The sequence below is a fragment of the Streptomyces sp. 6N223 genome (genome assembly GCF_052246635.1).
GTDB lineage: Bacteria > Actinomycetota > Actinomycetes > Streptomycetales > Streptomycetaceae > Streptomyces.
The window spans coordinates 77666-99407 of record NZ_JBQQCA010000008.1; the positions used below are offsets into that span (position 1 = coordinate 77666).

23 protein-coding genes and 2 pseudogenes are annotated in these 21742 nt (G+C 73.3%); 7 read left to right on the plus strand and 18 right to left on the minus strand.

Going from position 1 to position 21742, the window contains the following annotated elements; translation table 11 throughout:
- Positions 1 to 54: 54 nt before the first annotated feature.
- The 8 genes and pseudogenes from ACTWQH_RS08045 to gvpO form a co-directional block, all read right to left on the minus strand.
- Positions 55 to 312: pseudogene (locus tag ACTWQH_RS08045) on the minus strand (gas vesicle protein K); the annotation flags it as partial.
- A complete protein-coding gene (locus ACTWQH_RS08050) occupies positions 305 to 505 on the minus strand; it encodes a gas vesicle protein (protein ID WP_443285664.1) in 201 nt (66 codons plus the stop codon). The gene ACTWQH_RS08050 and the pseudogene ACTWQH_RS08045, both read right to left, overlap by 8 nt.
- Positions 502 to 1374, minus strand: a complete 873-nt coding sequence (locus tag ACTWQH_RS08055) for a GvpL/GvpF family gas vesicle protein (protein ID WP_443285665.1) — start codon at positions 1372 to 1374, stop codon at positions 502 to 504. The genes ACTWQH_RS08050 and ACTWQH_RS08055 overlap by 4 nt, the downstream gene beginning before the upstream one ends.
- Positions 1371 to 1715, minus strand: coding sequence for a gas vesicle protein (locus ACTWQH_RS08060; RefSeq protein ID WP_443285666.1), 345 nt, complete (start codon positions 1713 to 1715; stop codon positions 1371 to 1373). The genes ACTWQH_RS08055 and ACTWQH_RS08060 overlap by 4 nt, the downstream gene beginning before the upstream one ends.
- Positions 1712 to 1978: a gas vesicle protein GvpG gene (locus ACTWQH_RS08065; protein WP_443285667.1), complete on the minus strand. Its 267-nt coding sequence runs from the start codon at positions 1976 to 1978 to the stop codon at positions 1712 to 1714. The genes ACTWQH_RS08060 and ACTWQH_RS08065 overlap by 4 nt, the downstream gene beginning before the upstream one ends.
- A complete protein-coding gene (locus ACTWQH_RS08070; protein WP_443285668.1) occupies positions 1978 to 2721 on the minus strand; it encodes a GvpL/GvpF family gas vesicle protein in 744 nt (247 codons plus the stop codon). Before ACTWQH_RS08070 ends, ACTWQH_RS08065 begins: the two co-directional genes overlap by 1 nt.
- A gap of 7 nt (positions 2722 to 2728) precedes the next feature.
- Positions 2729 to 3199, minus strand: a complete 471-nt coding sequence (gvpJ, locus tag ACTWQH_RS08075) for a gas vesicle protein GvpJ (RefSeq protein WP_443285669.1) — start codon at positions 3197 to 3199, stop codon at positions 2729 to 2731.
- Between the two features lie 117 nt (positions 3200 to 3316).
- A complete protein-coding gene (gene gvpO / locus ACTWQH_RS08080; RefSeq protein WP_443285670.1) occupies positions 3317 to 3658 on the minus strand; it encodes a gas vesicle protein GvpO in 342 nt (113 codons plus the stop codon).
- A gap of 109 nt (positions 3659 to 3767) precedes the next feature.
- On the opposite strand from gvpO, the gene ACTWQH_RS08085 reads away from it, so the two are divergent.
- Positions 3768 to 4910: a DUF2330 domain-containing protein gene (locus ACTWQH_RS08085; RefSeq protein ID WP_443285671.1), complete on the plus strand. Its 1143-nt coding sequence runs from the start codon at positions 3768 to 3770 to the stop codon at positions 4908 to 4910.
- A gap of 64 nt (positions 4911 to 4974) precedes the next feature.
- Here the strand turns inward: ACTWQH_RS08085 and ACTWQH_RS08090 are convergent, their stop codons facing one another.
- Complete coding sequence (locus ACTWQH_RS08090) at positions 4975 to 6663, minus strand: BCCT family transporter (protein ID WP_443285672.1); 1689 nt, start codon at positions 6661 to 6663, stop codon at positions 4975 to 4977.
- Positions 6664 to 6961: 298 nt separating this feature from the next.
- Here ACTWQH_RS08090 and ACTWQH_RS08095 point away from each other — a divergent pair, with 298 nt between their 5' ends.
- Both ACTWQH_RS08095 and ACTWQH_RS08100 read left to right on the plus strand, forming a co-directional pair.
- On the plus strand, positions 6962 to 7528 hold the full coding sequence (locus tag ACTWQH_RS08095; protein WP_443285673.1) for a glycoside hydrolase family 3 N-terminal domain-containing protein: 567 nt from the start codon (positions 6962 to 6964) through the stop codon (positions 7526 to 7528).
- A gap of 94 nt (positions 7529 to 7622) precedes the next feature.
- Positions 7623 to 9281: a SpoIIE family protein phosphatase gene (locus ACTWQH_RS08100; RefSeq protein ID WP_443285674.1), complete on the plus strand. Its 1659-nt coding sequence runs from the start codon at positions 7623 to 7625 to the stop codon at positions 9279 to 9281.
- A 7-nt stretch (positions 9282 to 9288) separates the two neighbouring features.
- Here ACTWQH_RS08100 and ACTWQH_RS08105 read toward each other — a convergent pair whose 3' ends face one another.
- Positions 9289 to 9795, minus strand: a complete 507-nt coding sequence (locus tag ACTWQH_RS08105) for an ATP-binding protein (RefSeq protein ID WP_443285675.1) — start codon at positions 9793 to 9795, stop codon at positions 9289 to 9291.
- A 199-nt stretch (positions 9796 to 9994) separates the two neighbouring features.
- Between ACTWQH_RS08105 and ACTWQH_RS08110 the strand changes: the two genes are divergently transcribed.
- Positions 9995 to 10852 carry a helix-turn-helix domain-containing protein gene (locus tag ACTWQH_RS08110; protein ID WP_443285676.1) on the plus strand — a complete coding sequence of 286 codons (858 nt, stop codon included), beginning with the start codon at positions 9995 to 9997 and terminating at the stop codon, positions 10850 to 10852.
- 26 nt (positions 10853 to 10878) lie between these two features.
- Positions 10879 to 11118, plus strand: a complete 240-nt coding sequence (locus tag ACTWQH_RS08115) for a DUF397 domain-containing protein (RefSeq protein ID WP_443285677.1) — start codon at positions 10879 to 10881, stop codon at positions 11116 to 11118.
- Between the two features lie 187 nt (positions 11119 to 11305).
- Here the strand turns inward: ACTWQH_RS08115 and ACTWQH_RS08120 are convergent, their stop codons facing one another.
- From ACTWQH_RS08120 to ACTWQH_RS08130, 3 genes are read right to left on the minus strand one after another with little or no spacing between them, the layout of a single operon-like run.
- Complete coding sequence (locus tag ACTWQH_RS08120) at positions 11306 to 12490, minus strand: glycosyltransferase family 4 protein (protein WP_443285678.1); 1185 nt, start codon at positions 12488 to 12490, stop codon at positions 11306 to 11308.
- A 25-nt stretch (positions 12491 to 12515) separates the two neighbouring features.
- Positions 12516 to 12959, minus strand: coding sequence for a hypothetical protein (locus ACTWQH_RS08125; protein ID WP_443285679.1), 444 nt, complete (start codon positions 12957 to 12959; stop codon positions 12516 to 12518).
- Complete coding sequence (locus ACTWQH_RS08130) at positions 12959 to 13924, minus strand: sulfotransferase family protein (protein WP_443285680.1); 966 nt, start codon at positions 13922 to 13924, stop codon at positions 12959 to 12961. Before ACTWQH_RS08130 ends, ACTWQH_RS08125 begins: the two co-directional genes overlap by 1 nt.
- Before the next feature lie 248 nt (positions 13925 to 14172).
- Between ACTWQH_RS08130 and ACTWQH_RS08135 the strand changes: the two genes are divergently transcribed.
- Complete coding sequence (locus ACTWQH_RS08135; RefSeq protein WP_443285681.1) at positions 14173 to 15126, plus strand: sulfotransferase family protein; 954 nt, start codon at positions 14173 to 14175, stop codon at positions 15124 to 15126.
- Between the two features lie 70 nt (positions 15127 to 15196).
- On the opposite strand, the pseudogene ACTWQH_RS08140 reads toward ACTWQH_RS08135, so the two are convergent.
- Positions 15197 to 15967, minus strand: a pseudogene (locus ACTWQH_RS08140) (sporulation protein); the annotation flags it as partial.
- A 93-nt stretch (positions 15968 to 16060) separates the two neighbouring features.
- Positions 16061 to 17017: a prolyl aminopeptidase gene (gene pip, locus ACTWQH_RS08145; protein WP_443285682.1), complete on the minus strand. Its 957-nt coding sequence runs from the start codon at positions 17015 to 17017 to the stop codon at positions 16061 to 16063.
- Positions 17018 to 17060: 43 nt separating this feature from the next.
- Between pip and ACTWQH_RS08150 the strand changes: the two genes are divergently transcribed.
- Positions 17061 to 17597, plus strand: coding sequence for a MarR family transcriptional regulator (locus ACTWQH_RS08150; protein WP_443285683.1), 537 nt, complete (start codon positions 17061 to 17063; stop codon positions 17595 to 17597).
- Here ACTWQH_RS08150 and ACTWQH_RS08155 read toward each other — a convergent pair.
- The 3 genes from ACTWQH_RS08155 to ACTWQH_RS08165 are packed head-to-tail and all read right to left on the minus strand — an operon-like array spanning position 17584 to position 21741.
- Positions 17584 to 19866: a dipeptide ABC transporter ATP-binding protein gene (locus ACTWQH_RS08155; RefSeq protein ID WP_443285684.1), complete on the minus strand. Its 2283-nt coding sequence runs from the start codon at positions 19864 to 19866 to the stop codon at positions 17584 to 17586. The two genes, ACTWQH_RS08150 and ACTWQH_RS08155, sit on opposite strands and share 14 nt — an antisense overlap.
- On the minus strand, positions 19863 to 20762 hold the full coding sequence (locus ACTWQH_RS08160) for an ABC transporter permease (protein ID WP_443285685.1): 900 nt from the start codon (positions 20760 to 20762) through the stop codon (positions 19863 to 19865). Before ACTWQH_RS08160 ends, ACTWQH_RS08155 begins: the two co-directional genes overlap by 4 nt.
- Positions 20763 to 20793: 31 nt before the next feature.
- Positions 20794 to 21741 carry an ABC transporter permease gene (locus ACTWQH_RS08165; protein WP_443285686.1) on the minus strand — a complete coding sequence of 316 codons (948 nt, stop codon included), beginning with the start codon at positions 21739 to 21741 and terminating at the stop codon, positions 20794 to 20796.
- Position 21742: the final 1 nt, after the last annotated feature.

Below are 21742 nucleotides of genomic sequence, written 5' to 3' on the forward strand. Positions count from 1 at the left end.
AGGGCGGTGAGGGCTGCGAGGGCTGCGAGGGCGGTGAGGGCTGTGGGGGCGCGGCGGCAGCAGCGGGCCCAGGGGCCCGAGGTCGAGGTTGAGCTCGTGCGGCGCGACCCCGTACCGGTCGCACAGCTCGTCCATCCGCTCCGCCAGCAGCATCAGCGTCAGCCCGATCCGCTCCTCCTGCTCCGGCGTCAGGTCGCCCAGGTCCACCCGGCGCAGCGCCTGGCGTTCCATCAGCTGGCGCAGCAGCTCGACCACGGTCAGCACCAGCCGCATCAGGTCGTGCTCGACGGCGTCCCGGTCCGGCTCAGCCATCCCGGCGCGGCCCTTCGCACGCTTCGCAGGCGGTGATCAGCGCCCGCAGGTCGATGCGGACGAGGTCGACGTCGGCGATCCGCAGCGTCAGCTGGCCGGCGAGGACCACGCCGCCCGCCAGCAGCCGGTCCAGCAGGTCCACCACGCCGGCCTGGCGCGGCGCGAGCACGCCCGCGGGCAGCGGCTCGGTCACGGCGGGTCCTCCTCGGGCGTGGTGAACGAGTACGGCGCCCAGGGGCCGGTGACGCTGATCCGCTGCCCGCTGAGCCGGCCCGCCAGCCGCCCGGCCAGCGCCGCGAACTCCCGTCCCCGCTCGTTCGGCACGAGATACGCGGAGTTCAGCACGGGGTGCCCCGGCTCGCCGGTCAGCCGGGCGTCCCGCGGCGGGCGCAGGCGGAACCGCTCCGCGGCGCCGACGAGCGTGGCGTGCACCTGGCGCGCGGCGTCCTCGGCCTCGCGCCACGCGGCGTCCGCGGCGCGGCGCTCCTGCCGGCGCCGCCGCAGGTAGTCACGCCCGGACCCCGGCCCCGGCCCGGACCCCGGCCCGGACCCCGGCCCCGGCACCGGCCCTGACCCGGAGCCCGGCGCCGCCTCGGCGGGCGGGGCGGCGGGCGAGGGCAGGTCGGCGTAGACCTTGACGCCCCACTCGGCGCGCCCGTCCAGCCGCCCGATCGCCGACTCGAAGCGCTCCCGGTTCGCCGCCAGCAGCCGGCGCACCCCCGGCTCGTCCTGGCAGACCGTGGCCAGCCGCAGCGGCAGCACGCAGCCGCCCGGCAGCAGGGCGTCCACCACGGCCTGGTGAGCGCGGGCCGTCCGCTCCAGCCACGCCAGGTCCTCCAGGTGCGCCGCCAGCGGCCCGGCCGCGAAGTTCTGCGCCGGGACCTGGCTCACCACGGCGGCCAGCCCGGCGTGCGGCACGGCCAGCGGCACCCCGCCCGCCACCCCGCGCAGCTCCTCCGGCAGCGGCGGCCGGGCGGCGCGGGTGACGGCGTAGACGTACCACAGCGGCTCCGGCTGTCCACGCTGTCCACGTTGTCCATGCTGTCCGTGGGTCTGGGTCACGTGATCTCCTCTGGCCGTTCGAGTTCCGCGATGCGCTCGCGCAGCCGCTCGTTCTCCTCGGCCAGCTCCGGGCGCCGGGCACCCGAGCTGAGCGCGGGGTCGTGCTCCCACCAGTCGATGCCCATCTCCCTGGCCTTGTCGACGGAGGCGACGAGCAGCCGCAGCTTGATGGTCAGCAGCTCGATGTCGAGCAGGTTGATCCGGATGTCTCCCGCGATGACCAGGCCCTTGTCCAGCACCCGCTCCAGGATGTCCGCGAGCGTGGCCCCGCCGCCGGGCGGGCCGTAGAGCCCCGGCATGCCGGGGGTGCCGGGGGCCGGGGTGGCGGCCGGGTGGGTCATGGCGCGATCCCCTCGGTGTCGTAGGTCCCGGTGTGCGGCCGGGTGTGCGCCAGGCGGTCGAGCAGCTCGTCCTCCCGGCGGTCGAACTCGGCCTCGTCGATCCGGCCGGCGACCAGCTCCGCCTCCAGCGCGGCCAGCTCCCGCCGCACCACCGCCGGGTCGTAGAACTGCCGCTCCGCCTCCGCGACCACCTGGCGCAGCACCCAGCCGACGCCGCGCGCCGGGGCGAGCGGCAGCCGCAGGAGCCCGCCGAGCAGGCCCATCACGCCTCCCCCGGGGCGGTCCACACGAAGCTGTAGGGCGGCAGCGGCCCGCTGACCCGGAGGTCGAGGTGCGGACGCGCCTCCCGCAGCCCTTCCACGGCCGCCAGGAAGTCGCCCGCAGCGCCGTCCTCCACCAGGAACGACAGGTTCGTCACCAGTGCCGCGGCCCCCGGCCCGCGGTGGACGCGCTCGGCGTGCGGCGCGAGCGCCGCTTCCAGCGCGGCGGCGTCCGACGCCTCGTGGTTCCGCACGGCCTGGGCGACCAGCGCGCCGAGCCGCAGCCGCCGCTGGTGGGCGCCGGCCGGGCCCGTGCGGGTCGCCTCGTTCAGGGCCCGGATCTCCGGGTCGCCGGCCAGGACCAGCCGCAGCACCTCGGTCTGCCGGTGCCCGGCCTTGACGTTGTACTCCGCCCTTCCCGCCACGGCGCGCAACTGCTCGCTGTACTGGTCGGCGTGCGCGTCGATCGCGGCGCGGACGGTGGTGTCGTCGGGGGAGACGCTGCCGAAGCGCAGCGGCAGCACGGGGCCCAGATCGGTGGCGGCCGCCAGCACCCGCTGGTGGGCGAAGAGGTCGCGCCGCTTGGGCCGCAGCCCGGACGGGCAGTCGCTGACGATGGCCGCCGTGTCGTGCCCGTCGCGCGCGCTGATCACGCGCACGGGGCGGGGCGGGTCGCCGATCCCCGCCAGCCCTTCCGGCAGGTGGCGGGCCGCGGCGCCCGCGATCCCGTAGACGTAGGTGGACATGGCCGCGTCACTCCGAGTCCTTGCCAGCGGCGGCCTTGGTGGTGCGGCGGGCCGGCTTGCGCGACTCGGGGGCGGGCGGGGCGGGCTCCTTCTCGTCCTCCTCCGCCGAGCCGCCCCGGCCGCCCTTGAAGGCGCCCGCGATCGTCTCGGCGGCCCCGGACAGCGCGCCCTTGGTCTTGCCGCGCGCACCCGACTCGATGGCCGAGCCCGCCAGCTCGGGCACGCCCGGGTCGTTCCGCGGCCCGGCCTCCAGGTCGAGGCGGTTGCACGCCTCCGCGAACCGCAGATACGTGTCGACGCTCGCGACGACCACCCGCACGTCCACCTTCAGGATCTCGATCCCGACGAGGGACACCCGGACGAACACGTCGATCACCAGGCCGCGATCGAGGATCAGTTCCAGAACGTCGTAGAGAGTGCTGCTGCGGGCGCCGCCGCCCGTCGTGGTCGACGGCTGCGGCGGTGCGACTGTGGTCATGGCTGATCCCTCTTCTCCCTCTTCCTCTCCGGTTCTCCGGTTCTCCGGTGTTCCGGTGCTCCGGTTGCTCTTCCTCACCCGGTCCTCACCCGGTCCCTCACCCGGCCGGCGCGGGCCTCAGCGGCCGTCGGCCCGGCCGCGCTCCCGACGGCTGACCCGCCGGAACCCGGTGACGTGTCCGTCCCGGTCGGCGGCGAGCTCGTAGACGGCGATCAGGCTCATGGTGTCCGGGACCCGGGTCAGCTCGGTGACCTCGGCCTCCAGCACCCAGCCGGTGCCGCCGTCCGCCCGCTCGCAGCGGATCACCCGCTCCGGCCGCAGGCCGCTGAGTTCGGTGAACTCCCCGCTCGCCGTGCGCATCACGTCCAGCGCCCGGCGCGGCCCGCCCGCCTCGCCCGTGCCGCTCCGGTCGCCTTCGTCCGCTCGGTGGGCTTCGTCTGCTTCTGCTTCCTCAGCCATGGCGCATCCCGGGTTCCTTGGCGAAGCACGGGGCAAACGTCCCGCTCCGGAACCGCGCCGGCCCTCCACGCCGTCGGAGAGGAGGACAACGACCAACCGAGGGGGGTGGATGAGCGTGCGCAGGACCCTGACCGTCGTGCTGGCGCTGCTCTTCGCGCAGTTGACCGCGTTGGCCTGGCCGGCGTACGCCTGCGGCTGCGGCGGCATGGTGGTGGACGGGCGGGACGACATCTTCGTCGAGCAGGAGACCTCGGCCGTGCGGTGGGACGGCACGCGCGAGGACATCGTCATGAGCCTGACCGTCGGCGGCGACGCCGCCGAGGCGGCCTGGATCATGCCGGTGCCGAGCCGCGCCGAGGTCGGACTCGGCGACGACGTGCTCTTCGACCAGCTCGACGACGCCACCCGCCCCGAGGAGCGCGAGCGCACCTACTTCTGGCCGCGCGAGGGCGACTGGCCCTTGAGCTCCTCCGACGGCGACGGCGAGGCCGGCGCGGCCCCGCCCGGGGACGGCGCGGTCGGGGCGCCGCCCGTCGACGTCATCAGCCGCGACCGCCTGGGCCCCTTCGACGTCGCCCGCCTGACCGCCACCGACCCCGACGCGCTGGAGCGCTGGCTCGACGAGGAGGGCTTCGAGCTCCCCGGCCGGCTCTCCCGGGCGCTGGTGCCCTACGTCGAGCAGGAGTGGGAGTACGTGGCGGTCCGCCTGGCACCGGCCGAGGCGGAGGAGGCCGGCGAGGATGTGGTGCTGGGCGGCACCCTCGACCCGCTGCACCTGAGCTTCGAGTCCGAGGAACTGGTCTATCCCATGCGGCTGTCACGCCTGGCGGAGGTCGACCAGTCGCTGCGGCTGTACGTCCTCGCCCCGCACCGGATGGAGCCGGCCGGCACGATCGGCGGCGACGAGCCCGAGGTGAGCTACGCCGCCCGCCTGAACGCCGACGAGCTGTCCGGGGGTCCGCTGCGGGAGCTCGCCGGCGGCGGCACCTTCCTGACCCTGCTGGAGCAGGAGTTCCCCGAGCCGGAGCGGATCAACGGCGACCACGTGCTGCGCCGCGCGGCCACGGACGCGGAGGAGATCCCCGTGGTCTACACCGACCGCCTGATGACGTGGGCCGGCGTCCCGGCGTGGCTCGTCACGGTGACGGGCGCGCTCGCGCTCGCCGCGCTGGGGGTCTGGCAGGCCGTCCGCCTGGGCGCCCGCAGGCGCCGCTTCGACGACCTCGTCGGCGTCCACCGCGCGACGGGCTGACGCGCCGCCGCGCGGGTGGTGGGGGGCGAGGGACCCCGCGCCCTCGCCCCCCGAGGCGGCCCTCTCAGACCGGGGTCTCGGGCCGGTCGCCCGGGACCGGCGCCGGGGTCCCGCCCCTGCCCTCGCCGTTGCCGTCGCCCTCGCCGTTTCCGTTGCCGTTTCCGTTGCCGTTGCCCGGAGCGATCGCGATCTCGAAGTCGCCGTTGAACCGCTCGTGCCCGCTGATCACCGCGGCCTCCACGACCTCCTCCCCCTTCTCGCCCCGCAGGATCAGCGGATCCCGCCGCAGGTCCCGCATGAGCGCCGCGCACATCCCGATCATCACCAGGGCGAACGGCACCGCCGCCAGGATCGTCAGGTTCCGCAGGCCGGTGAGCGCCGTGTCCTCGCCATCGCCGACCAGCAGCATGATCGCGGCGACGCCGCCGGTCAGCACGCCCCAGAAGACGACGACGATCCGGTCCGGCTCCAGCGTGCCGCGCTGCGAGAGCGTGCCCATCACGATCGAGGCCGCGTCGGCGCCGGAGACGAAGAAGATGCCGACCAGGATCATCACCACCAGCGAGGTGACGCTCGCGATCGGGTAGTCCCGGAGCACCGCGAACAGCTGACCCTCCGTGGTGTGCTCCATGAGTTTCGCGCCCTGCTCCTCCTGCCGCATGGCCGCACCGCCGAAGACCGCGAACCACACCAGGCTCACCGTGCTCGGCACGAGGATCACGCCCCCGACGAACTGGCGGATCGTCCTGCCCCGGCTGATGCGGGCGATGAACATGCCGACGAACGGCGTCCAGGAGATCCACCAGGCCCAGTAGAAGACCGTCCAGCCGCTCAGCCATCCGGCCACGTCCCCGCCGCCGCTGGCCTCGGTACGCGCGGCCATCTCCGGCAGGTCGCCGAGGAAGGCGCCGACCGAGGTCGGCAGCAGGTCGAGCGCCAGCACCGTGGGGCCGGCCACGAAGACGAACGCCACCAGCGCCACCGCCAGCACCATGTTGATGTTGGACAGCCACTGGATGCCCTTGGCCACCCCCGAGACGGCCGAGAGCACGAACGCCGCGGTCAGCACCGCGATGACGACCACCAGCAGCCCCGTCCCGACGTCGCTCATCCAGTCCAGCTCCTCGACGCCGCTGCCGATCTGCAGCGCGCCGAGACCCAGCGAGGCGGCGGAGCCGAAGAGCGTGGCGAAGATCGCCAGGATGTCGATGACGCGGCCCGCCGTGCCGTTCGCGTTCCGCTCGCCGATCAGCGGCGTGAAGACCGCGCTGATGGTCTGCCGCCGGCCGCGCCGGAACGCGCTGTAGGCGATCGCCATGCCGACCACGGCGTACATCGCCCACGGGTGCAGCGTCCAGTGGAAGAGCGTCGTGGCCATCGACGTCGTCATCGCCTCGCCGGAGTCCTCCGGCGCGGTGCCCGGCGGTGGCGTCGTGTAGTGGTTGAGCGGCTCGCTCACCCCCCAGAACATGAGGCCGATGCCCATGCCGGCGCTGAACATCATCGCGATCCAGGAGATGGTGCGGAACTCCGGTTCCTCGCCCTCCCGGCCCAGCGTGATCCGGCCGTACCGGCTGGCGGCCAGCCACAGCGCGAAGACGACGAACGCCGAGGCGGCGAGGACGAAGCCCCACCCGGCGTTGTGCATGACGTCCGCGAGCAGGTCGCTGGAGACGTCGGAGAGCGAGTCGGTCGCCACCGCCCCCCAGATGACGAAGCCGAGCGTCAGCGCCGCGGTCACCCCGAAAACCACTGGATCGGTGCGCGGACTTCTCCCTCTCAACACCGATGTCACAGACTGCTTATCCGCTGGCACGCTTTCCACCCAATCTTTCCTTGCTGTCGTTCACTTTCTTGCTGGGGGTGCGACTACCCGGCATTTCTTCGCACATGCTTAGTAATTCCTTGCACGTTCCGTGGCGAGATGTCCAATCCATCCGGGTGGGAATCTGCTTGTACGACCCCCGGTAACGCGGCTACTGAATTGCGTAAACAAACGCCTGAGCGGGGGCGTGACACGGTCGGCGCCGCCCACCGGAAGGACGACTGACGTGAACGGCCCCGTGACGCATCCCACACGGCGCGGGCAGCGCCGCCCGCGACGACCGCTCGCCACCGCCAAGCAGTACGTCGGCGACGGCGGCACCACCGGCGGCGACGACCAGGGCGACACCCAGGTCAGCGAGGAGGAGCTGCGCGCCGTCCACCCGCCGCCCTTCGAGGAGGCCGTGGCCCGGGGCGTCGGCGCCGTCATGATCTCCTGCGGCAGCTTCAACGGCGACAAGCTGCACGGCCACGACTGCCTGATCAACGACGTCCTCAAGGGCGAGCTCGGCTTCGACGGATTCGTCGTCTCCGACTGGGCGCGCGTCGACCAGCTCGTACGGCGCCGAGGGCTTCACCGCGGAGGAGGTCCGCACCTCTACGGCGACCACGCCCCGACGGGCACCCTGCCGATGAGCTGGATGGCCTCGGCCGACCAGCGGCCGGTCAACGCCGGCGACGGCAAGGAGCCGCTCTTTCCCTGCGGCTTCGGGCTGACGTACCGACCGTTCACCCGCCGATCGGCCGGACCGCCCGGAAGAAGTCGTGCGAGCGCTACGGAGGTGACAAAGTAGATCCATTATGGGCGAAAGAGACACAACGTCGGCACCGGCGCCGGCGCCGCAGGACTGGCCGGTCCCTCCGGAGGTAAGCCTGGCCCTCAACGGCATGGGCAGCTTCGACTGGGACCTCGACAGCGGCCGGATGCACCTGGACCGGTCGGCGCTGGAGGTGTTCGGCCTGCGGCCCGAGGAGTACGACCGCCGGCCCGCGACCCTCGCCCGCCGCGTGCCGGACGCCGAGATCGCCCGGATCGAGGCCCTGCTCGGCGCGGCTCTGCGAGACGGCCGCACCACCCACCACGGCGCGTACTTCCACGTGCGCCGGCGTGACGGCGCCGCCGTGCGCTGGGCCCATACCCAGGGCCACATCCAGCGGCACCCCGACGGCCGCGCCCGCCGCGTCATCGGCATCGTCCGCGACGCCACCGCCGAACTCGGCGACCCCGCCCGCCAGGCCTCCGCGGACCAGGCCTCCGCGGACCAGGAGGTGGACCAGGAGGTGGACCAGGAGTGGGAACGCCGCGCCGGCCTGGTGAAGGAGACCACCGACGCCCTCGCCCAGGCCTGGACCGTGCACGACGTGCGCGAGGCGCTCGCGGGCCACCGCGGCCTGGGGCGCCTCGGCGCGGCCAGCATGGTCCTCGGCCTGGTCGAGGCCGGGCGCATCCACACCCTCCGCGTCGACCCCAACAGCCCCCTGATCTCGCGCCTGGAGTACACCCGCCTCGGCCACGAGCTGCCGATAGCCCAGACGGTCCGCACCCAGACGGCGTGCTTCGTCACCTCCCGGCGGGAGTTCGCCGAGCGGTACCCGAGGCTGTGGCGGTACTTCGAGCCGCTGGGCATCGGCTCGGCCGCGTACCTGCCGCTGACCGCACAGGCGCGCCCGCTCGGCGCGCTGGGGCTCCTCTTCCACGAGGAACGCCCCTTCCGGCCCGAGGAGCGCACCCTGCTGATGGCCCTCGCCGCCGGCATCGCGCAGAGCCTGCAGCGGGCGATGCTGCTGGAGCAGGAGCACGAACTCGCCGAGAACCTGCAGCAGGCCATGCTGCCGCGCCGCATCCCGCACGTGCCGGGCGCCCAGATCGCCGTCCGCTACCGCCCGGCCGGCCTGGGCCGGGACATCGGCGGCGACTGGTACGACGTGATCCCGCTGCCCGGCGGCCGGGTCGCGGCGGTCATCGGCGACGTGGAGGGCCACGACACCCACGCGACGGCGGTCATGGGCCAGCTGCGGATCGTGCTGAGCGCCTACGCCGCCGAGGGGCACCCGGCGACCGTCGTCATGGCCCGCGCCTCGGCGTTCCTCCACGACCTGGACACCGACCGCTTCGCCACCTGCCTGTACGCCGAGCACGACCCCGCCACCGGCCGGCTGCGGCTGGTGCGGGCCGGGCACCTGGCGCCCCTGCTGCGGCGGGCTGACGGCACCGCCGGGCCGCTGGCCGTGCCCGGCACGCTGCCGCTGGGCATCACCGCCCCGCCGGCGGCGCCGGAGTGGCCGGTCAGCGACCTGCTGCTGGGGCCGGGCGAGACGCTGCTGATGTGCACCGACGGCCTGGTCGAGCGGCACCGCGGCGACCTGGACGAGGGCATCGGGCGGGTCGTCGAGGCGCTGCGCGAGGGGCCGGAGGAGCTGGAGAAGCTCGCCGACTGGGTGGGCGAGGCCGGCGGCACAGGGCTGGCCCTGGACGACGTGGCCCTGGTGCTGCTGCGCCGCACGGGAACGGATCCGGAGCGGCGTCCGGCCGCCCGAGGACGCTGACGCGGCGTCAGTACGCCGGGTACTGCGAGCCGTACTCCGGCTCGTACTCGGCCTCGATCTCGGCCCAGACGGTGCAGCCCGCGCGCCGGTCGGCCGTGATGACGCCCCAGGACTCGGTCAGCGCGTCCACCAGCATCAGTCCGCGCCCGTTCTCCGCCTCGACGTCCTCGGCCTTTCCGGGAATGCCGCACTCCTCCGGCGTCTCGTCGAGCCCGAGCCCCTGGTCGGCCACCTCGAGGCGCAGCCGGCCGCCGCTGGCCTCGATCCGGCAGACGACCTGTCCGCTGTCGGTGTGCAGCACGGCGTTGGTGAACAGCTCCGACACCACGAGCCTGGCCGTCTCGCGCGGCTCCTCCGGCACACCCCACACGCGCAGCCAACGGGCCACGATCCGCCGCGCGATGGCGACGGAGTCGGCCTGGGCCGGAAGGGTGAACCGCTCTGCCGGTGGGTGGGCCGGAGAGCGCGCCGGACGGGGGAGCGGCAGGGGCGTCGTGCCGTGAGCTGAGGACACGGGAGGTTCCGCCTTCCGTGGTGCCGAAGCGGTCGTGAGCCGGGTCACGCGTTAACTATGCGGGTTGTTGTGCGCAGAGCGCAAGGGGAGTTCTGCAATTCGCAGAGCGTCAAAGGATCTATGCCGCTGGCGTTTCGTGTATGGCACACTTCTGCCCAGGTTCGGCGAAAGCAAGGGGCACAGCCATGAGGGAGGCGCCGTGGCCGAAGCGCGATCAGGGCCGACCGTTGGGCAGATCGTCCTGGGCCTGAGGCTGCGTGACCTGCGCCAGCGAGCCGGCTGCTCCTTCGCCGACGCCGCCGCCGTGCTGAGCGTCAACACCACGACGGTGCGTCGCATGGAGAAGGCCGAGGTGGGCCTGCGGCCGCTGTACGTCAAGGCGTTGCTGGAACGGTACGGCGTGGCCGCGGAGGAGATCGACTCCTTCCTCGCCCTCGTCGACGAGGCCAACAGGCCCGGCTGGTGGCACCGCTACCGCGACGTGCTGCCCGACTGGTTCAGCCTGTACGTGAGCCTGGAGGGCGAGGCCAGCCTCATCCGGGCGTACGAACCCCACTGCGTCCCCGGTCTGCTGCAGACCGAGGATTACGCGCGCGTGCTGCTGCGGACCGGCTTCCCTGGCGCCACCAAGGAGGAGCTGGACCGCCGCGTCGCGCTGCGTATGGCGCGGCAGGAACTCCTCAGCCGCCCCCAGGCGCCCTTGCTGTGGGCGGTGGTCGAGGAGCACGTGCTGCGCCGCCGTGTCGGCGGCCCCTCGGTGATGCGGGGCCAGATCGACCGGCTGGTCGAGGCGACGGCACTGCCCAACGTCACGTTGCAGATCATGCCGTTCAACGCCGGTCCCCATCCCGGCATGTTCGGGCCGTTCCAGCTCTTCCGTTTCGAGATTCCGGAGCTGCCCGACATCGTCTACGCCGAGAGCCTGACCGGCGCCGTCTACCTCGAGGAACGCCCCGACACGGCGGTCTACCGCGAGGTGCTCGACCGCATGAGTGCGCAAGCCGCACCCGTACAGGACACCGGGGCCATACTCGGTGAGATTCGCAAGGAGCTGTAAGACACATGGGCCATGACAAACGTGGCATGACCGGTCGCGTCTACAACGGGATGCCGGCCAACGAGCTCGGCACCGAGGGCTGGCACAAGCCGTGGAGCGGCACCAACGGCGGCAACTGCGTCGAGGCGATGAAGCTCGCCGACGGCCGGGTGGCGCTGCGGCAGTCCACCGACCCGGACGGTCCCGCCCTGATCTACACCCATCGCGAGATGGAGACCTTCATACGCGGCGCCAAGCGCGGCGACGCGGACTTCCTGCTGAGCTGACCCCCCGACCCCGACCCCCCACGCATCCGACCCTCCGTTACCCCCATCCCCCCACGACCCCTCACCCCCACGACTCCCGCCGGCGGCCGTGCCCATCGTGTCCGTCGGCGGCCCCTCTCGCTTCAGGTTCAAACGCCCCCGGCCGCGAGGCGGCCGGGGGCGTGGAACGCTCGGGGCGACGGGGCGGTCAGCGGGACTTCTCGGCCAGCAACTCCTCGAAGAGCTCGGTCCACTGGGCGTGGATCGCCTCGGGGGAGTAGTTCTGGACCGTCATCAGGGCGGCGTCGCCCATCTCGGCCCGCAGGCCCTCGTCCGCCATCAGCCGGGACATCGCCCGCGCCAGGCCGTCGATGTCCTTCGGCGGCACCAGCAGACCCTCCTTGCCGTCGGTCAGGACATCGGCCGGGCCGGTCGGGCAGTCGAAGCTGACCACCGGCAGGGCGTGCGACATGGCCTCGATCATCACCATCGGCAGGCCCTCGAACCGGGAGCTGAGCACGTACATGGACGCCTTGGACAGCTCCTCGTCGAGCTGGTCGGTCAGCCCCATCAGGAAGATGTGGTTGTACATGTGGTGCTCGTTGATCAGCTCCCGCAGCTGCTTGCGCCGCTCGCCGTCGCCGAAGATCCGCAGCTGCCAGTCGGGGTGCTCCTCGACCGCCCTCGCCCACGCGGGGATCAGCATGTCGAAGCCCTTCTGGCCGCGGAACCGGCCCGCCGCGACGGCGATCCTGCTGGAGCAGGTGGACGGCTTCTGCTTCAGCGAGTGCACGGCGTTGGGAACCCGCACCACCCGGGCGCCGGGGGCGACGCGCTCGTAGTCCTCCCGGTCGCGGTTGGTGAGGACCGCAACCGCCTCGCAGCGCGGGTAGAGCCGGGCGATCGCCTCCTGCACGTCCTTGCGGTGGGTGGGCAGGTTCATGTGCTCCTGCGCCACCCGGATGACGCCCTCGGTGGCGAACAGCGCGGCGAGGATGTTCAGCGCCGGGCGGGTGGTGACGAGGATGCCGTCCCTCAGCCCCCGCATGTACTCCGTGCAGGCGAGCTCTATGCGCCGGTCGAAGTTGCTGTGACCGAATTCGCCCTCGGGGATGTGCTCCGGTGGCTGGCCCGAGAGCTCGGCCGAGCGCTTCGCCCGGCGGCGGGCGATCGGGCCGCGCGGGATCGGCGGCGGACGCCCGTCGCGCTGGTCGGTCAGCGACCACACCCGGACCCGCTCGTCGTAGGGGAAGCGCGGGCGGTCAACCCGCCGCAGCACGCTCACCACCTCGACGTCGTGCCCGGCCGCGGCCATGGAGCTGGCCTGGGTGAAGACGGTACGGATCGTGCCACCGGTACCGTACGCGTGCATGATCATATAGCGGATCTTCATCGGGCGGTCGCACCTTCGTCGACTCTCAGGACTCTTGTGGCAGGCACTCGACCGAGAGGTTGTCGTGCACCGTGTAGTACGGCTTCACCAGTGCCTTTCCCGCACGGGCGGAGACCGGCTGTGCGGGAAAGACCATGATCTTCTTCTTGTTCTCGATGTCGTCCAGCAGCCGGGCCAGGCGGAGCTTCTTCGCCGGTCTGGACCCGCCGCCGGTCAGGTAGAGATCCCACTGGGCGGGCACCGGAAGCCCGTCGGCGACGAGGTCCTCCACGGGGAGCGAGACGTCGAAGCCCTCCCCGTCGAGCGGGGCAGCGTAGCGCAGCCGCCGCTTCTCCTCGTCGCCCCGCAGCACCAGCAGCAGGCGCCAGTCCTCCGCCTGCCCGGGCGCGGGCCCCTCGCCGTGGAGGCGGCCGACGAACCGCAGGCGCCCGTCGCGCGGCCACACCTGGGCGATCTCCGCGTGTGCCATTACGAGGTCCGCCTGTCTCCGACGAGTCCGGCGGTGTAGCCCCAGGCGGCGGAGATGCCGCGCAGCACCTCGGGGATGTCCTCGGGCCTGCTGGGCAGCTTGCGGCCGGGCTGGATCGTGCCGCTGCGGATCTTGTCCTTCCAGTCGCCGAGGCCCTTCTGGAGCTTGTCGTCGTTGCGGGCGCCGTACTCCAGCATCTCCGGCTCGAACTCGATCTCCAGGAAGGAGCAGATGTCCTTCAGCGCGCCGGCCGGGTCGTCCGTGAGGTCCTCGTAGCGCACGACGTGGCCCGTCAGGCCCTTGCGGGCCCGCTCGGCGGCGTTCATGTACCGCAGGGCGTCGAGGGCCGCCTCCTCGGCGTTGCGCTTCTTGGGGTCGGCCTCGTGCCAGGAGGAGGCGACGGAGACCGGGTGGCGCTGGAGGAAGATGAAGCGTGCGTCCGGCCAGCAGGCGGCGATGCGCTTGTAGACGAAGGCGTTGCTCGGCGTCTTCTCGACGATGAACTCCTTGCCGGACCTCACCAGTTCGCGGTGGAGGAGCCGGTCCCACATGAGGTGTTCGAGGTCACCCCGGTCGAGGTCGAGCGCGGACATCGACCGCTCGGCCAGGGCCGTGGAGGCGCGGACCTCCAGGCGGCGGAAGTGGAGCTCGTGCGGGGCGTGGAGCTGGGAGTGGCTGTTGAGCAGCATCCGCAGCAGCGTGGAGCCGGAGCGTACCGGGGCGATGATGAAGACCGGCCGCCTCAGCAGGCGGTCGAGCCCGGGATCGGTGGGCGGCCGGTACTCCACGGCCTGCGGCTTGGGGGGCTTGGGCTTGGGGGCGGTCTTGGCCTTGCCCGCCGCCGCGGCGGCGGGTGTCGTCTTGGCGGCGGAGGCGGAGGCGGAGCTCCGGGGCCGGGCTGCCCGGCGCACCTCGAAGCCCGTGGACTTGGCGAGCGCCGTGTTGAGTCGTTGAAGGAGGGTCATGGCGTACGAGGCTAAACACCAACCGGGAGAAGAACAACGGATGTCTATTCAGGGCCGTTCATACATCAGAAATACACGCGACGGCCATCAAGCGATGCTACCCAGCGTAGCGCGGCGTGAGCCCCTCGAGGCGCCGGACGCACCCGTCCGGCGGCGGAAGGAAATGGTCGGTTAATACGCGGGGGATGCGGAGCCCGGCCGTCCGCTGAGTGAGGCAGACCCGACGGGCTCTTGCTAGCCTCACGGCCATGCAGTGGAAGCGCAAAGCCAGTACCGTACGCGAACGGGCCCTGGGCCCACGCGCCGCTCGTGCCCAGGACGGCACCGGCCCCGGGCAGCAGTCTGGGGCCGCTTCCTCCTCGTCCCCCGGCGCCGCCAAGCGCGCCAAGCCCAAAGACGTCTCCCCGCCCCCGGCGCAGGTCGCCGCCTCGGCCCGGCCGCCCTCCGAGCCCGGCGACCGCCTGCTCAAGGCGCCGATCATGGTCCTCTCCGCCCCCCGCTCCGGCTCCACGCTGCTGCGCGTGGTGCTCAACAGCCACCCGCAGCTGCACGCCCCGCACGAGACCCACGTGCGCCGCCTGGCCGTGAAGCTCACCACACCGCCGGTGGCGCACGCCATGGAGGGATTCGGCCACAACCTGGCCGACATCGAGCACATCCTCTGGGACCGGATGCTCCACCGCGAGCTGATGCGCAGCGGCAAGGAGACCGTCGTCGAGAAGACGCCGAGCAACGTCTTCGTCTGGAAGCGGCTGGCCACCTGCTGGCCGGACGCCCGCTTCATCTTCCTCATGCGGCACCCGATGTCGATCGCCACCTCCTGGCACGAGGGCGACCCCGGCAAACGCCCCATGGACAAGGCCGTGCCGCACACCCTGAAGTACATGACGGCCCTGGAGCAGGCGCGGGACGGGCTGCCCGGCCTGACCCTGCGCTACGAGGACCTGACCAGCGACCCGGAGGGCCAGACCCGGCGCATCTGCGAGTTCCTCGACATCCCCTGGGAGCCCGGCATGATCAGCTACGGGCAGAAGGACCACGGCCCGTACGTGAAGGGCATCGGGGACTGGAAGGAAAAGATCAAGACCGGCGCCATCCAGCGGGGCCGCCCCCTGCCGAAGCCGGAGGAGATCGCCCCGGAGCTGCGCGAGATGTGCCGCACCTGGGAGTACCTGCCGGCGGACGCCCCCACCCACGGCTGACGGCCGCGCGCGGGCGCGCCCCCGCCCGGGGGCACACCCACGCGGCGCGCCGGGTGCACGGGCGGTGTCAGCGCCGCCCGACGAGTTGCTGGACCCAGGAGCCGACCACGGCGTTCCAGTCCTGCCGCGCCGCGTCCTGGTGGCTGATGGTGAAGCGGTTGACGACGTCGCGCCCCTCGGAGAACAGCCCGCCGCGCTTGTCGGCCTCCAGCACCACCTCGACGCCGGCGGGCGAGGCGAGGAAGGTCACCTCGATCTGCTGCAGGGCGTTCGCGAACTGCGGCGCGGGGGAGAGCTCGATCTCCTGGTAGAACGGCAGCGTCTGGCCGGTGCCCCGGATGCGCCCGCGCTCCAGGTCGGCGGAGCGGAAGCCGAAGCCGAGCTGCCCGAACGCCTCGAGCACCGCCTCCTGCGCCGGCAGCGGGCGCACGGTCAGCGGGTCCATGTCGCCCTTGTCGACCGCCCCGGCCACGGCCAGCTCGGTCCGCACCCCCAGCGGTATCCCCAGCGGCTGCCCGTACACCTCGGTGATCGGCGTCTCCCACGGCACGGGCAGGCTGAACGGCAGGCTGTACTCCTGCTCCTGCGGCAGATGGAAGCCGCCGCTGACCCGCTGCTGGTGGAAGGCGATCGTGGCGTCGTACTCCGCGTCGTCGCTCTCCACCTCCACCCGCGCCACCAGGTCGAGCGTGACGTGTGCGATCTCTACATCCATCGTGCCGCCGCGCATCAGGATCCGGCCACTCAGGGGTGAACCGGGCTGCACGGCGCCACCGTCCAGGACCGTGTCAACGGACGGACCGCCCACCCCGAGTGCTCCGAGCAGCTTCTTGAACACCATCTCGGCGCTCTCCTTCGAGTCGTCGTGTTGTCGTGTCGGCGGCGCCGGCCCGGCCGCGTCAACCGCCGCGTCGGGCCGCGCCGTTCCCACAACCTACCGCCCGGCGAAACGGCCGGTGGCGCCGACCAGAGCCTTGGCCATGCCGGGGTCGCCGAGGCCGTGGGCCGCCTCGTCCACCAGCACCAGCTCGCTGCCCGGCCAGGCGTGGGCCAGCTCCCAGGGGGTGCCCACCAGGTTGCCCGGGTCGAGGCTGCCCTGGACGAGGACGCCCGGGATGCCCGCCAGGCGCCCCGCCTCGCGCAGCACGATCCCCTCCTCCAGCCACGAGCCGTGGCGCCAGTAGTGGGTCACGATGCGGGCGAACGCCATCCGGAAGACGGGGTCGTCGTACCGCGAGGGCCCGGAGGAGGGGGCGGTCACGTCGATGGCCTCCTCCCAGTCGCACCAGTCCCGCGCGGCCCGCCCGCGCACCGCCGGGTCGGGGTCCTCCAGCAGCCGGTTGTACGCCGCGGCGAGGTCGCCGTCGCGCTCGGCCGCCGGGACGCCGGCGCGGAAGCGTTCCCACGCCTGGGGGAAGTACCGCCCGAGCCCGCGGGTGAGCAGGTCGGTCTCGGCGCGGCGGCCGGTGGCCAGGAGCAGCAGCACCAGCTCCGAGACGCGCTCGGGGTGGCGTTCGGCGTAGACCAGGCTCAGCACGCAGCCCCAGGAGCCGCCGAAGACCAGCCAGCGGTCGATCCCCAGGTGGCGGCGGAGCGCCTCGATGTCGCCGACCAGGTGGTCGGTGGTGTTGACGCTCATGTCGGTGGCCGGATCGGCGGCGTGGGGCGTGCTGCGCCCGCAGCCGCGCTGGTCGAACAGCACGAGCCGGTAGGCGGCCGGGTCGAAGAAGCGCCGGACGCCCGGCGTGCTGCCGGAGCCGGGCCCGCCGTGCAGCGCGACGGCGGGCTTGCCCGCCGGGTTGCCGCAGACCTCCCAGTAGATCCGGTTGCCGTCGCCGACGTCGAGCATCCCCGTGTCGTACGGCTCGGTGGGCGGGTAGAGCGCGGTCATCTGTCCTCCTCCATAGGTATGAAAGCGCTGTTATATTAGCGCTGTGACATCGAGCCCTGGAGCCGGGTCCGCGCCGGAGATCTCCGGTCTCGGGACCCGCATGCGGACGCTGCTGGAGCTGCTGGAGAGCGACATCGCCACGCTCTACCCCGCGCTGGGCCTGGACGGCTACCGGCCGCGCTTCACGCCCGTGGTCCGCGCGCTCACCGCGCACGGGCCCCTGCCCATCCGCGACCTCGCGCGCGCCATGGGCGTCACCCACTCAGCGGCCAGCCAGACCGTCGGCCAGATGAGCCGGCGCGGCCTGGTCGCCCTGGCCGTCGGCGAGGACGCGCGGCGGCGCATCGTGCGGCTGACGGAGCGGGGCCGCGCGCTGGTGCCGGCGCTGGACGCGGAGTGGGCGGCGGTCCAGGCGGCCAAGGCCGAGCTGGAGGCCGAACTGCCCTACCCGCTGGAGGAGCTGGTCCTGGCCACGCTGCGGGCGCTGGAGCGGCGCCCGTTCCGCGAACGCATCGCGGACGCGGCGCGCGAGCTGCCCGAGCTGCCCGAGCTGCCGGATCCGCCCGTCACGCCGGCGTAGCGCCCTCGGCCCGCTCCCCGGCCAGCAGCTCCTCGGCGAAGTGGCAGGCGGAGTGCCGGCCGGGCCCGACCTCCCGCAGCGGGGGCGGCTCGGTGACGCAGCGCTCGCGGCCCTCCGCCTTCCGGTCGCGGAACGCCGGGCCGATCGGGCAGCGCGGGTGGAAGCGGCAGCCGCCGGGCGGGTCGAGCGGGCTGGGCAGCTCCCCGGCCAGCACCGGGGCGGGCTCCGAGCGGCGTACCGCGGTCTCGGCGTTCGGCTCGGGCACCGAGTCGATGAGGCTGCGGGTGTACGGGTGCAGCGGCGCGTCCAGCACGGGCAGCGTCGGCCCGGTCTCCACCATCGTGCCCAGGTACATGACGCCCACCCGGTCGGTGAAGTACCGCACCAGCGACACGTCGTGGGAGATGAAGACGTACGCGAGCCCGCGGTCCGCCTGCAACTCGTCCAGCAGGTTCACCACCTGGGCCTGGAGCGAGACGTCCAGCGAGGAGACCGGCTCGTCGCAGATCAGCACCTCGGGGTCGACGGCCAGCGCCCGCGCGATGGCGATCCGCTGGAGCTGCCCGCCGGAGAACTGGCGCGGGCGCCGGTCCAGGATGTCCGTGGGCAGGCCCACCGCCCGCAGCAGCTCGGCGCAGCGCGCGCGGCGCGCCGCGCGGTCGGGCTCCAGGCCGTGGATGATCAGGGGCTCCTCCAGCAGCGCGCCGATGGTCAGGCGCGGATTGAGGGAGGCCAGCGGGTCCTGGAAGATCATCTGGACCGAGCGGCGGAACCGCGCGAGCTGCCGTCCCGACAGGTTGGTCACGTCCTCGCTCTCGGCCACCACCCGGCCCGCGGTGGGCTCGTCGGCCCGGACGAGCAGCCGCGCCAGCGAGGACTTGCCGCAGCCGGACTCCCCGACGATGCCCAGCGACTCGCCGCGCGCGACGTGCACGTCCACGCCGTCCACGGACCGCACGACCCCGGCGGACGCCCCGCGCAGCAGGCCCCCGCGCACCCGGTGGTGGCGCGTCAGTCCGCTGCCGCTGAGGACGGGCGGCGCGGCCGCGGCACCACCCGGCCGCGCCCGCCGGGCACGCGGCGGCGTGGCGCCACGGGCGGCGTCGCCTTCGCCGGAGGCGAGCGTCCCCGCCGGACCGTCGGCTCCCGGCAGGCTGTTCGCGTCGTCCTGACGTCCCGGAGGTGACAGGGTCGCGCCCACCGCGTCGCCATCGGCGCCGGGAGGCCCTCCCACGCCGCCGCCGAAGGCGGCGACGGCCCCGGCGGGGGGCGGCGTCCTGCCTGCCGGTTCGGGCTCCCTCGCGGCGGCTGCGGCGTCGCCCCCTGCGGCGCTCCCGGTGGGCGAGCCGACACCGTCCGCCCCGCCGCCCGCGTGGGGCTCCGCCTCCGCCGCAAGGGCCTCCGCGTCGATGACCGGCAGGCGCCGGTCCAGCGGGGTGGTCATGCTCGGCACGCAGGCGATCAGGCCGCGCGTGTACGGGTGGCGGGCGTCGGTGAAGACCTCCGGCACGCCCGCGCGTTCCACGATGCGGCCGCCATACATCACCACCACCCGGTCACACAGCCGCGCCACCACCCCGAAGTTGTGCGTCACGAGCACGATCGCGGTGCCCAGCTCCCGGTTGAGCCGCGCGAAGACCTCCAGCACCTGGGCCTGCACGGTCACGTCCAGCGCCGTCGTCGGCTCGTCGGCGACCAGCACCTCGGGGTCGCCGCTCATCGCCAGCGCGATCATCATCCGCTGCCGCATCCCGCCGGAGAACGCGAAGGGGTGGTCGTGGAAGCGGCGTTCGGGGCCCGGGATGCCGACCAGGCGCATCAGGTCGAGCGCCCGCTCGCGGACCTCGCGGCGGGCGAGGCCCGGCCGGTGCAGCCGGATCGTCTCCTCCAGCTGCCGGCCGACCTTCATCACCGGGTCCAGGGAGTTCATCGGGTCCTGGAAGACCATGGAGATCTTCGCGCCCCGCAGCGCCGCGCGCTCCGCCTCGGCCATGGCGAACAGCTCGCGTCCCCGGAAGCGCACGCCGCCGGACTCCACACGGCCGGGGCGGCGAACCTCGCCGAGCAGCGACAGCGCCGTCACGGTCTTGCCCGAGCCCGACTCGCCGACGATGCCCAGCGTCTCGCCCGCGCGCACGTCCAGGTCGACGCCGCGCACCGCGCGGACGTGGCCAGAGGGGGTCCGGAACCCGACGTGCAGCCCGCGCACCTCGATGATCGTCTGGGGTGTGGTCGTGGTCGTGGTCGTGTTCTCGGTCTTGGTCGTCATCGTCGCTCCGCGAGCTCGCGGTTGAGCGCGTCGGCCAGCAGCGTGAAGCAGAGCACCAGCGCGCTGATCACCACCAGCGGCCCGATGGCGTAGAACGGGGAGGAGGTCAGGAAGGTGAGGCTGGCGTTCAGCAGGCTGCCGAGCGAGGCGTCGGGCGGCGGCACGCCGAGGCCCAGGAAGCTCAGGCCGCCCTCCAGGAAGACGGCGGTGGAGCAGGCCAGCGCGGTCTGCACCAGCAGCACGTCGAAGCAGTTGGGCAGGATGTGCCGCAGGTACAGGCGCGGGGTGCTCGCGCCGAGCACCCGCTCGGAGAGCACGTAGTCGCGGGCGGCCTGGGAGCGTACGGCGCCGCGCAGCACGCGCCCGAACATCGGCGTGGTGGAGACGGCCACCGTCACGATGACCGCGCCGACGCCGACGCCCATCATCGCGGCGAAGGCCAGGCCCAGGATGAGCGCGGGGAACGCCAGCACCACGTCGAACAGCCGCTGCACCGGCGTGTCGGTCCACCGGCCCGCCGAGGAGAACAGGCCGAGCAGCCCGCCCACGACGAGTGAGACGGGCACGGCGGCCACGATCACGAGCAGGCTCACCCGCACCCCCGCCAGCAGCCGGGCCAGCAGGTCGCGGCCCAGCTCGTCGGTGCCCAGGGGATGGTCGGGCGAGGGCCCCGCCAGCGCCTCGGGCGAGGCCAGCTCGTTCGGCCCGTGCGGCAGGAACGGCGGCACCACCAGGCTGGCCAGCGCTATCGCGGCGATGACGGCGAGGCTGATGCCGATGGCGGGGCGGCGCAGCAGCGCGGTCGCCCCGGCGGCGCGGCGCGCGCCCGCGCCGGGCTCCACCGGCAGCGGCGCCGCCGGCTCGGCGGCCAGGCTGCCCGGCTGGGGTTCGGTCACGGCAGCACCTCCGGCTTCGATGGGGATTCGCTCACGTCCGCTCCCTCACGCGCGGGTCGATCAGGGCGTAGACCACGTCGCTGAGCAGCTGCAGCACGATGAAGACCGCGACCGCCAGCAGGAGCAGGGCCTGCACCACGGGGTAGTCCTGCGCCTCGGACGCCCGGACCATCGCCTGGCCCAGGCCCGGCCAGGCGAAGACGCCCTCGACGATGACCGCGCCGCCCAGCAGGTTGCCGATCTGGATGCCGAGGACGGTGACGACCGGGCCCACGGAGTTGGGCAGCCCGTGCCGGACCAGCAGCCGCCGCCCCGTCAGGCCCCGCATACGCGCCGCGAAGTAGTACTCCTCGGTGACGGCCCGCTGCAGCGAGGCGGTCAGGAAGCGGGCCAGCACGGCGGCGGCGGGCAGCGCCAGGCAGATGCTGGGCAGGATCAGGAACTGGACGGACTCCACCGGGTCGTCGAAGAAGGAGACGTAGCCGCCGGAGGGCAGGAGCCTGAGGCCCACCGCGAAGACCAGGACCAGCACCACCCCGGTGACGTACGTCGGCACGGCGAGCATCAGCACGTTGACCGAGGCGAGCAGCGTACGCAGCCAGCCGCGCCGGACCACGGCACCGGCGATGCCGAGGGGGAAGGCCAGCAGCAACGCCAGCACCAGCGCGGACAGCGCCAGCATCCCCGTGTTGCCGATGCCGCGCGAGACGATCTCGGACACCTCGGCGCCGTTGACGAAGGATGTCGACAGGTCGCCGCGCACCACGCCGCCGATCCAGTCGCCGTACTGCTCCACCAGCGGCCGGTCCAGGCCCAGCTCGTGCCGCGCCGCCTCCACCGCCTCCGGCGGCGCGTCGGGTCCGGCGAGGGTGGCCGCCGGGTCGCCGGGGGACAGGCGCAGCACCAGGAAGATCGGCACGGTCGCCAGCAGCAGGACCAGGACGCCGGTGGGCAGCTTGCGCAGCAGGTAGCGGAGCATC

Bases quoted from the DNA above. Each gene is read 5' to 3' on its own strand.
- ACTWQH_RS08060 (WP_443285666.1), bottom strand. From the start codon at position 1,715: ATGACCCACCCGGCCGCCACCCCGGCCCCCGGCACCCCCGGCATGCCG.
- ACTWQH_RS08065 (WP_443285667.1), bottom strand. From the start codon at position 1,978: ATGGGCCTGCTCGGCGGGCTCCTGCGGCTGCCGCTCGCCCCGGCGCGC.
- ACTWQH_RS08070 (WP_443285668.1), bottom strand. From the start codon at position 2,721: ATGTCCACCTACGTCTACGGGATCGCGGGCGCCGCGGCCCGCCACCTG.
- gvpJ (WP_443285669.1), bottom strand. From the start codon at position 3,199: ATGACCACAGTCGCACCGCCGCAGCCGTCGACCACGACGGGCGGCGGC.
- gvpO (WP_443285670.1), bottom strand. From the start codon at position 3,658: ATGGCTGAGGAAGCAGAAGCAGACGAAGCCCACCGAGCGGACGAAGGC.
- ACTWQH_RS08085 (WP_443285671.1), top strand. From the start codon at position 3,768: ATGAGCGTGCGCAGGACCCTGACCGTCGTGCTGGCGCTGCTCTTCGCG.
- ACTWQH_RS08100 (WP_443285674.1), top strand. From the start codon at position 7,623: ATGGGCAGCTTCGACTGGGACCTCGACAGCGGCCGGATGCACCTGGAC.
- ACTWQH_RS08115 (WP_443285677.1), top strand. From the start codon at position 10,879: ATGACCGGTCGCGTCTACAACGGGATGCCGGCCAACGAGCTCGGCACC.
- ACTWQH_RS08120 (WP_443285678.1), bottom strand. From the start codon at position 12,490: ATGAAGATCCGCTATATGATCATGCACGCGTACGGTACCGGTGGCACG.
- ACTWQH_RS08125 (WP_443285679.1), bottom strand. From the start codon at position 12,959: ATGGCACACGCGGAGATCGCCCAGGTGTGGCCGCGCGACGGGCGCCTG.
- ACTWQH_RS08130 (WP_443285680.1), bottom strand. From the start codon at position 13,924: ATGACCCTCCTTCAACGACTCAACACGGCGCTCGCCAAGTCCACGGGC.
- ACTWQH_RS08135 (WP_443285681.1), top strand. From the start codon at position 14,173: ATGCAGTGGAAGCGCAAAGCCAGTACCGTACGCGAACGGGCCCTGGGC.
- pip (WP_443285682.1), bottom strand. From the start codon at position 17,017: ATGACCGCGCTCTACCCGCCCACCGAGCCGTACGACACGGGGATGCTC.
- ACTWQH_RS08155 (WP_443285684.1), bottom strand. From the start codon at position 19,866: ATGACGACCAAGACCGAGAACACGACCACGACCACGACCACACCCCAG.
- ACTWQH_RS08165 (WP_443285686.1), bottom strand. From the start codon at position 21,741: ATGCTCCGCTACCTGCTGCGCAAGCTGCCCACCGGCGTCCTGGTCCTG.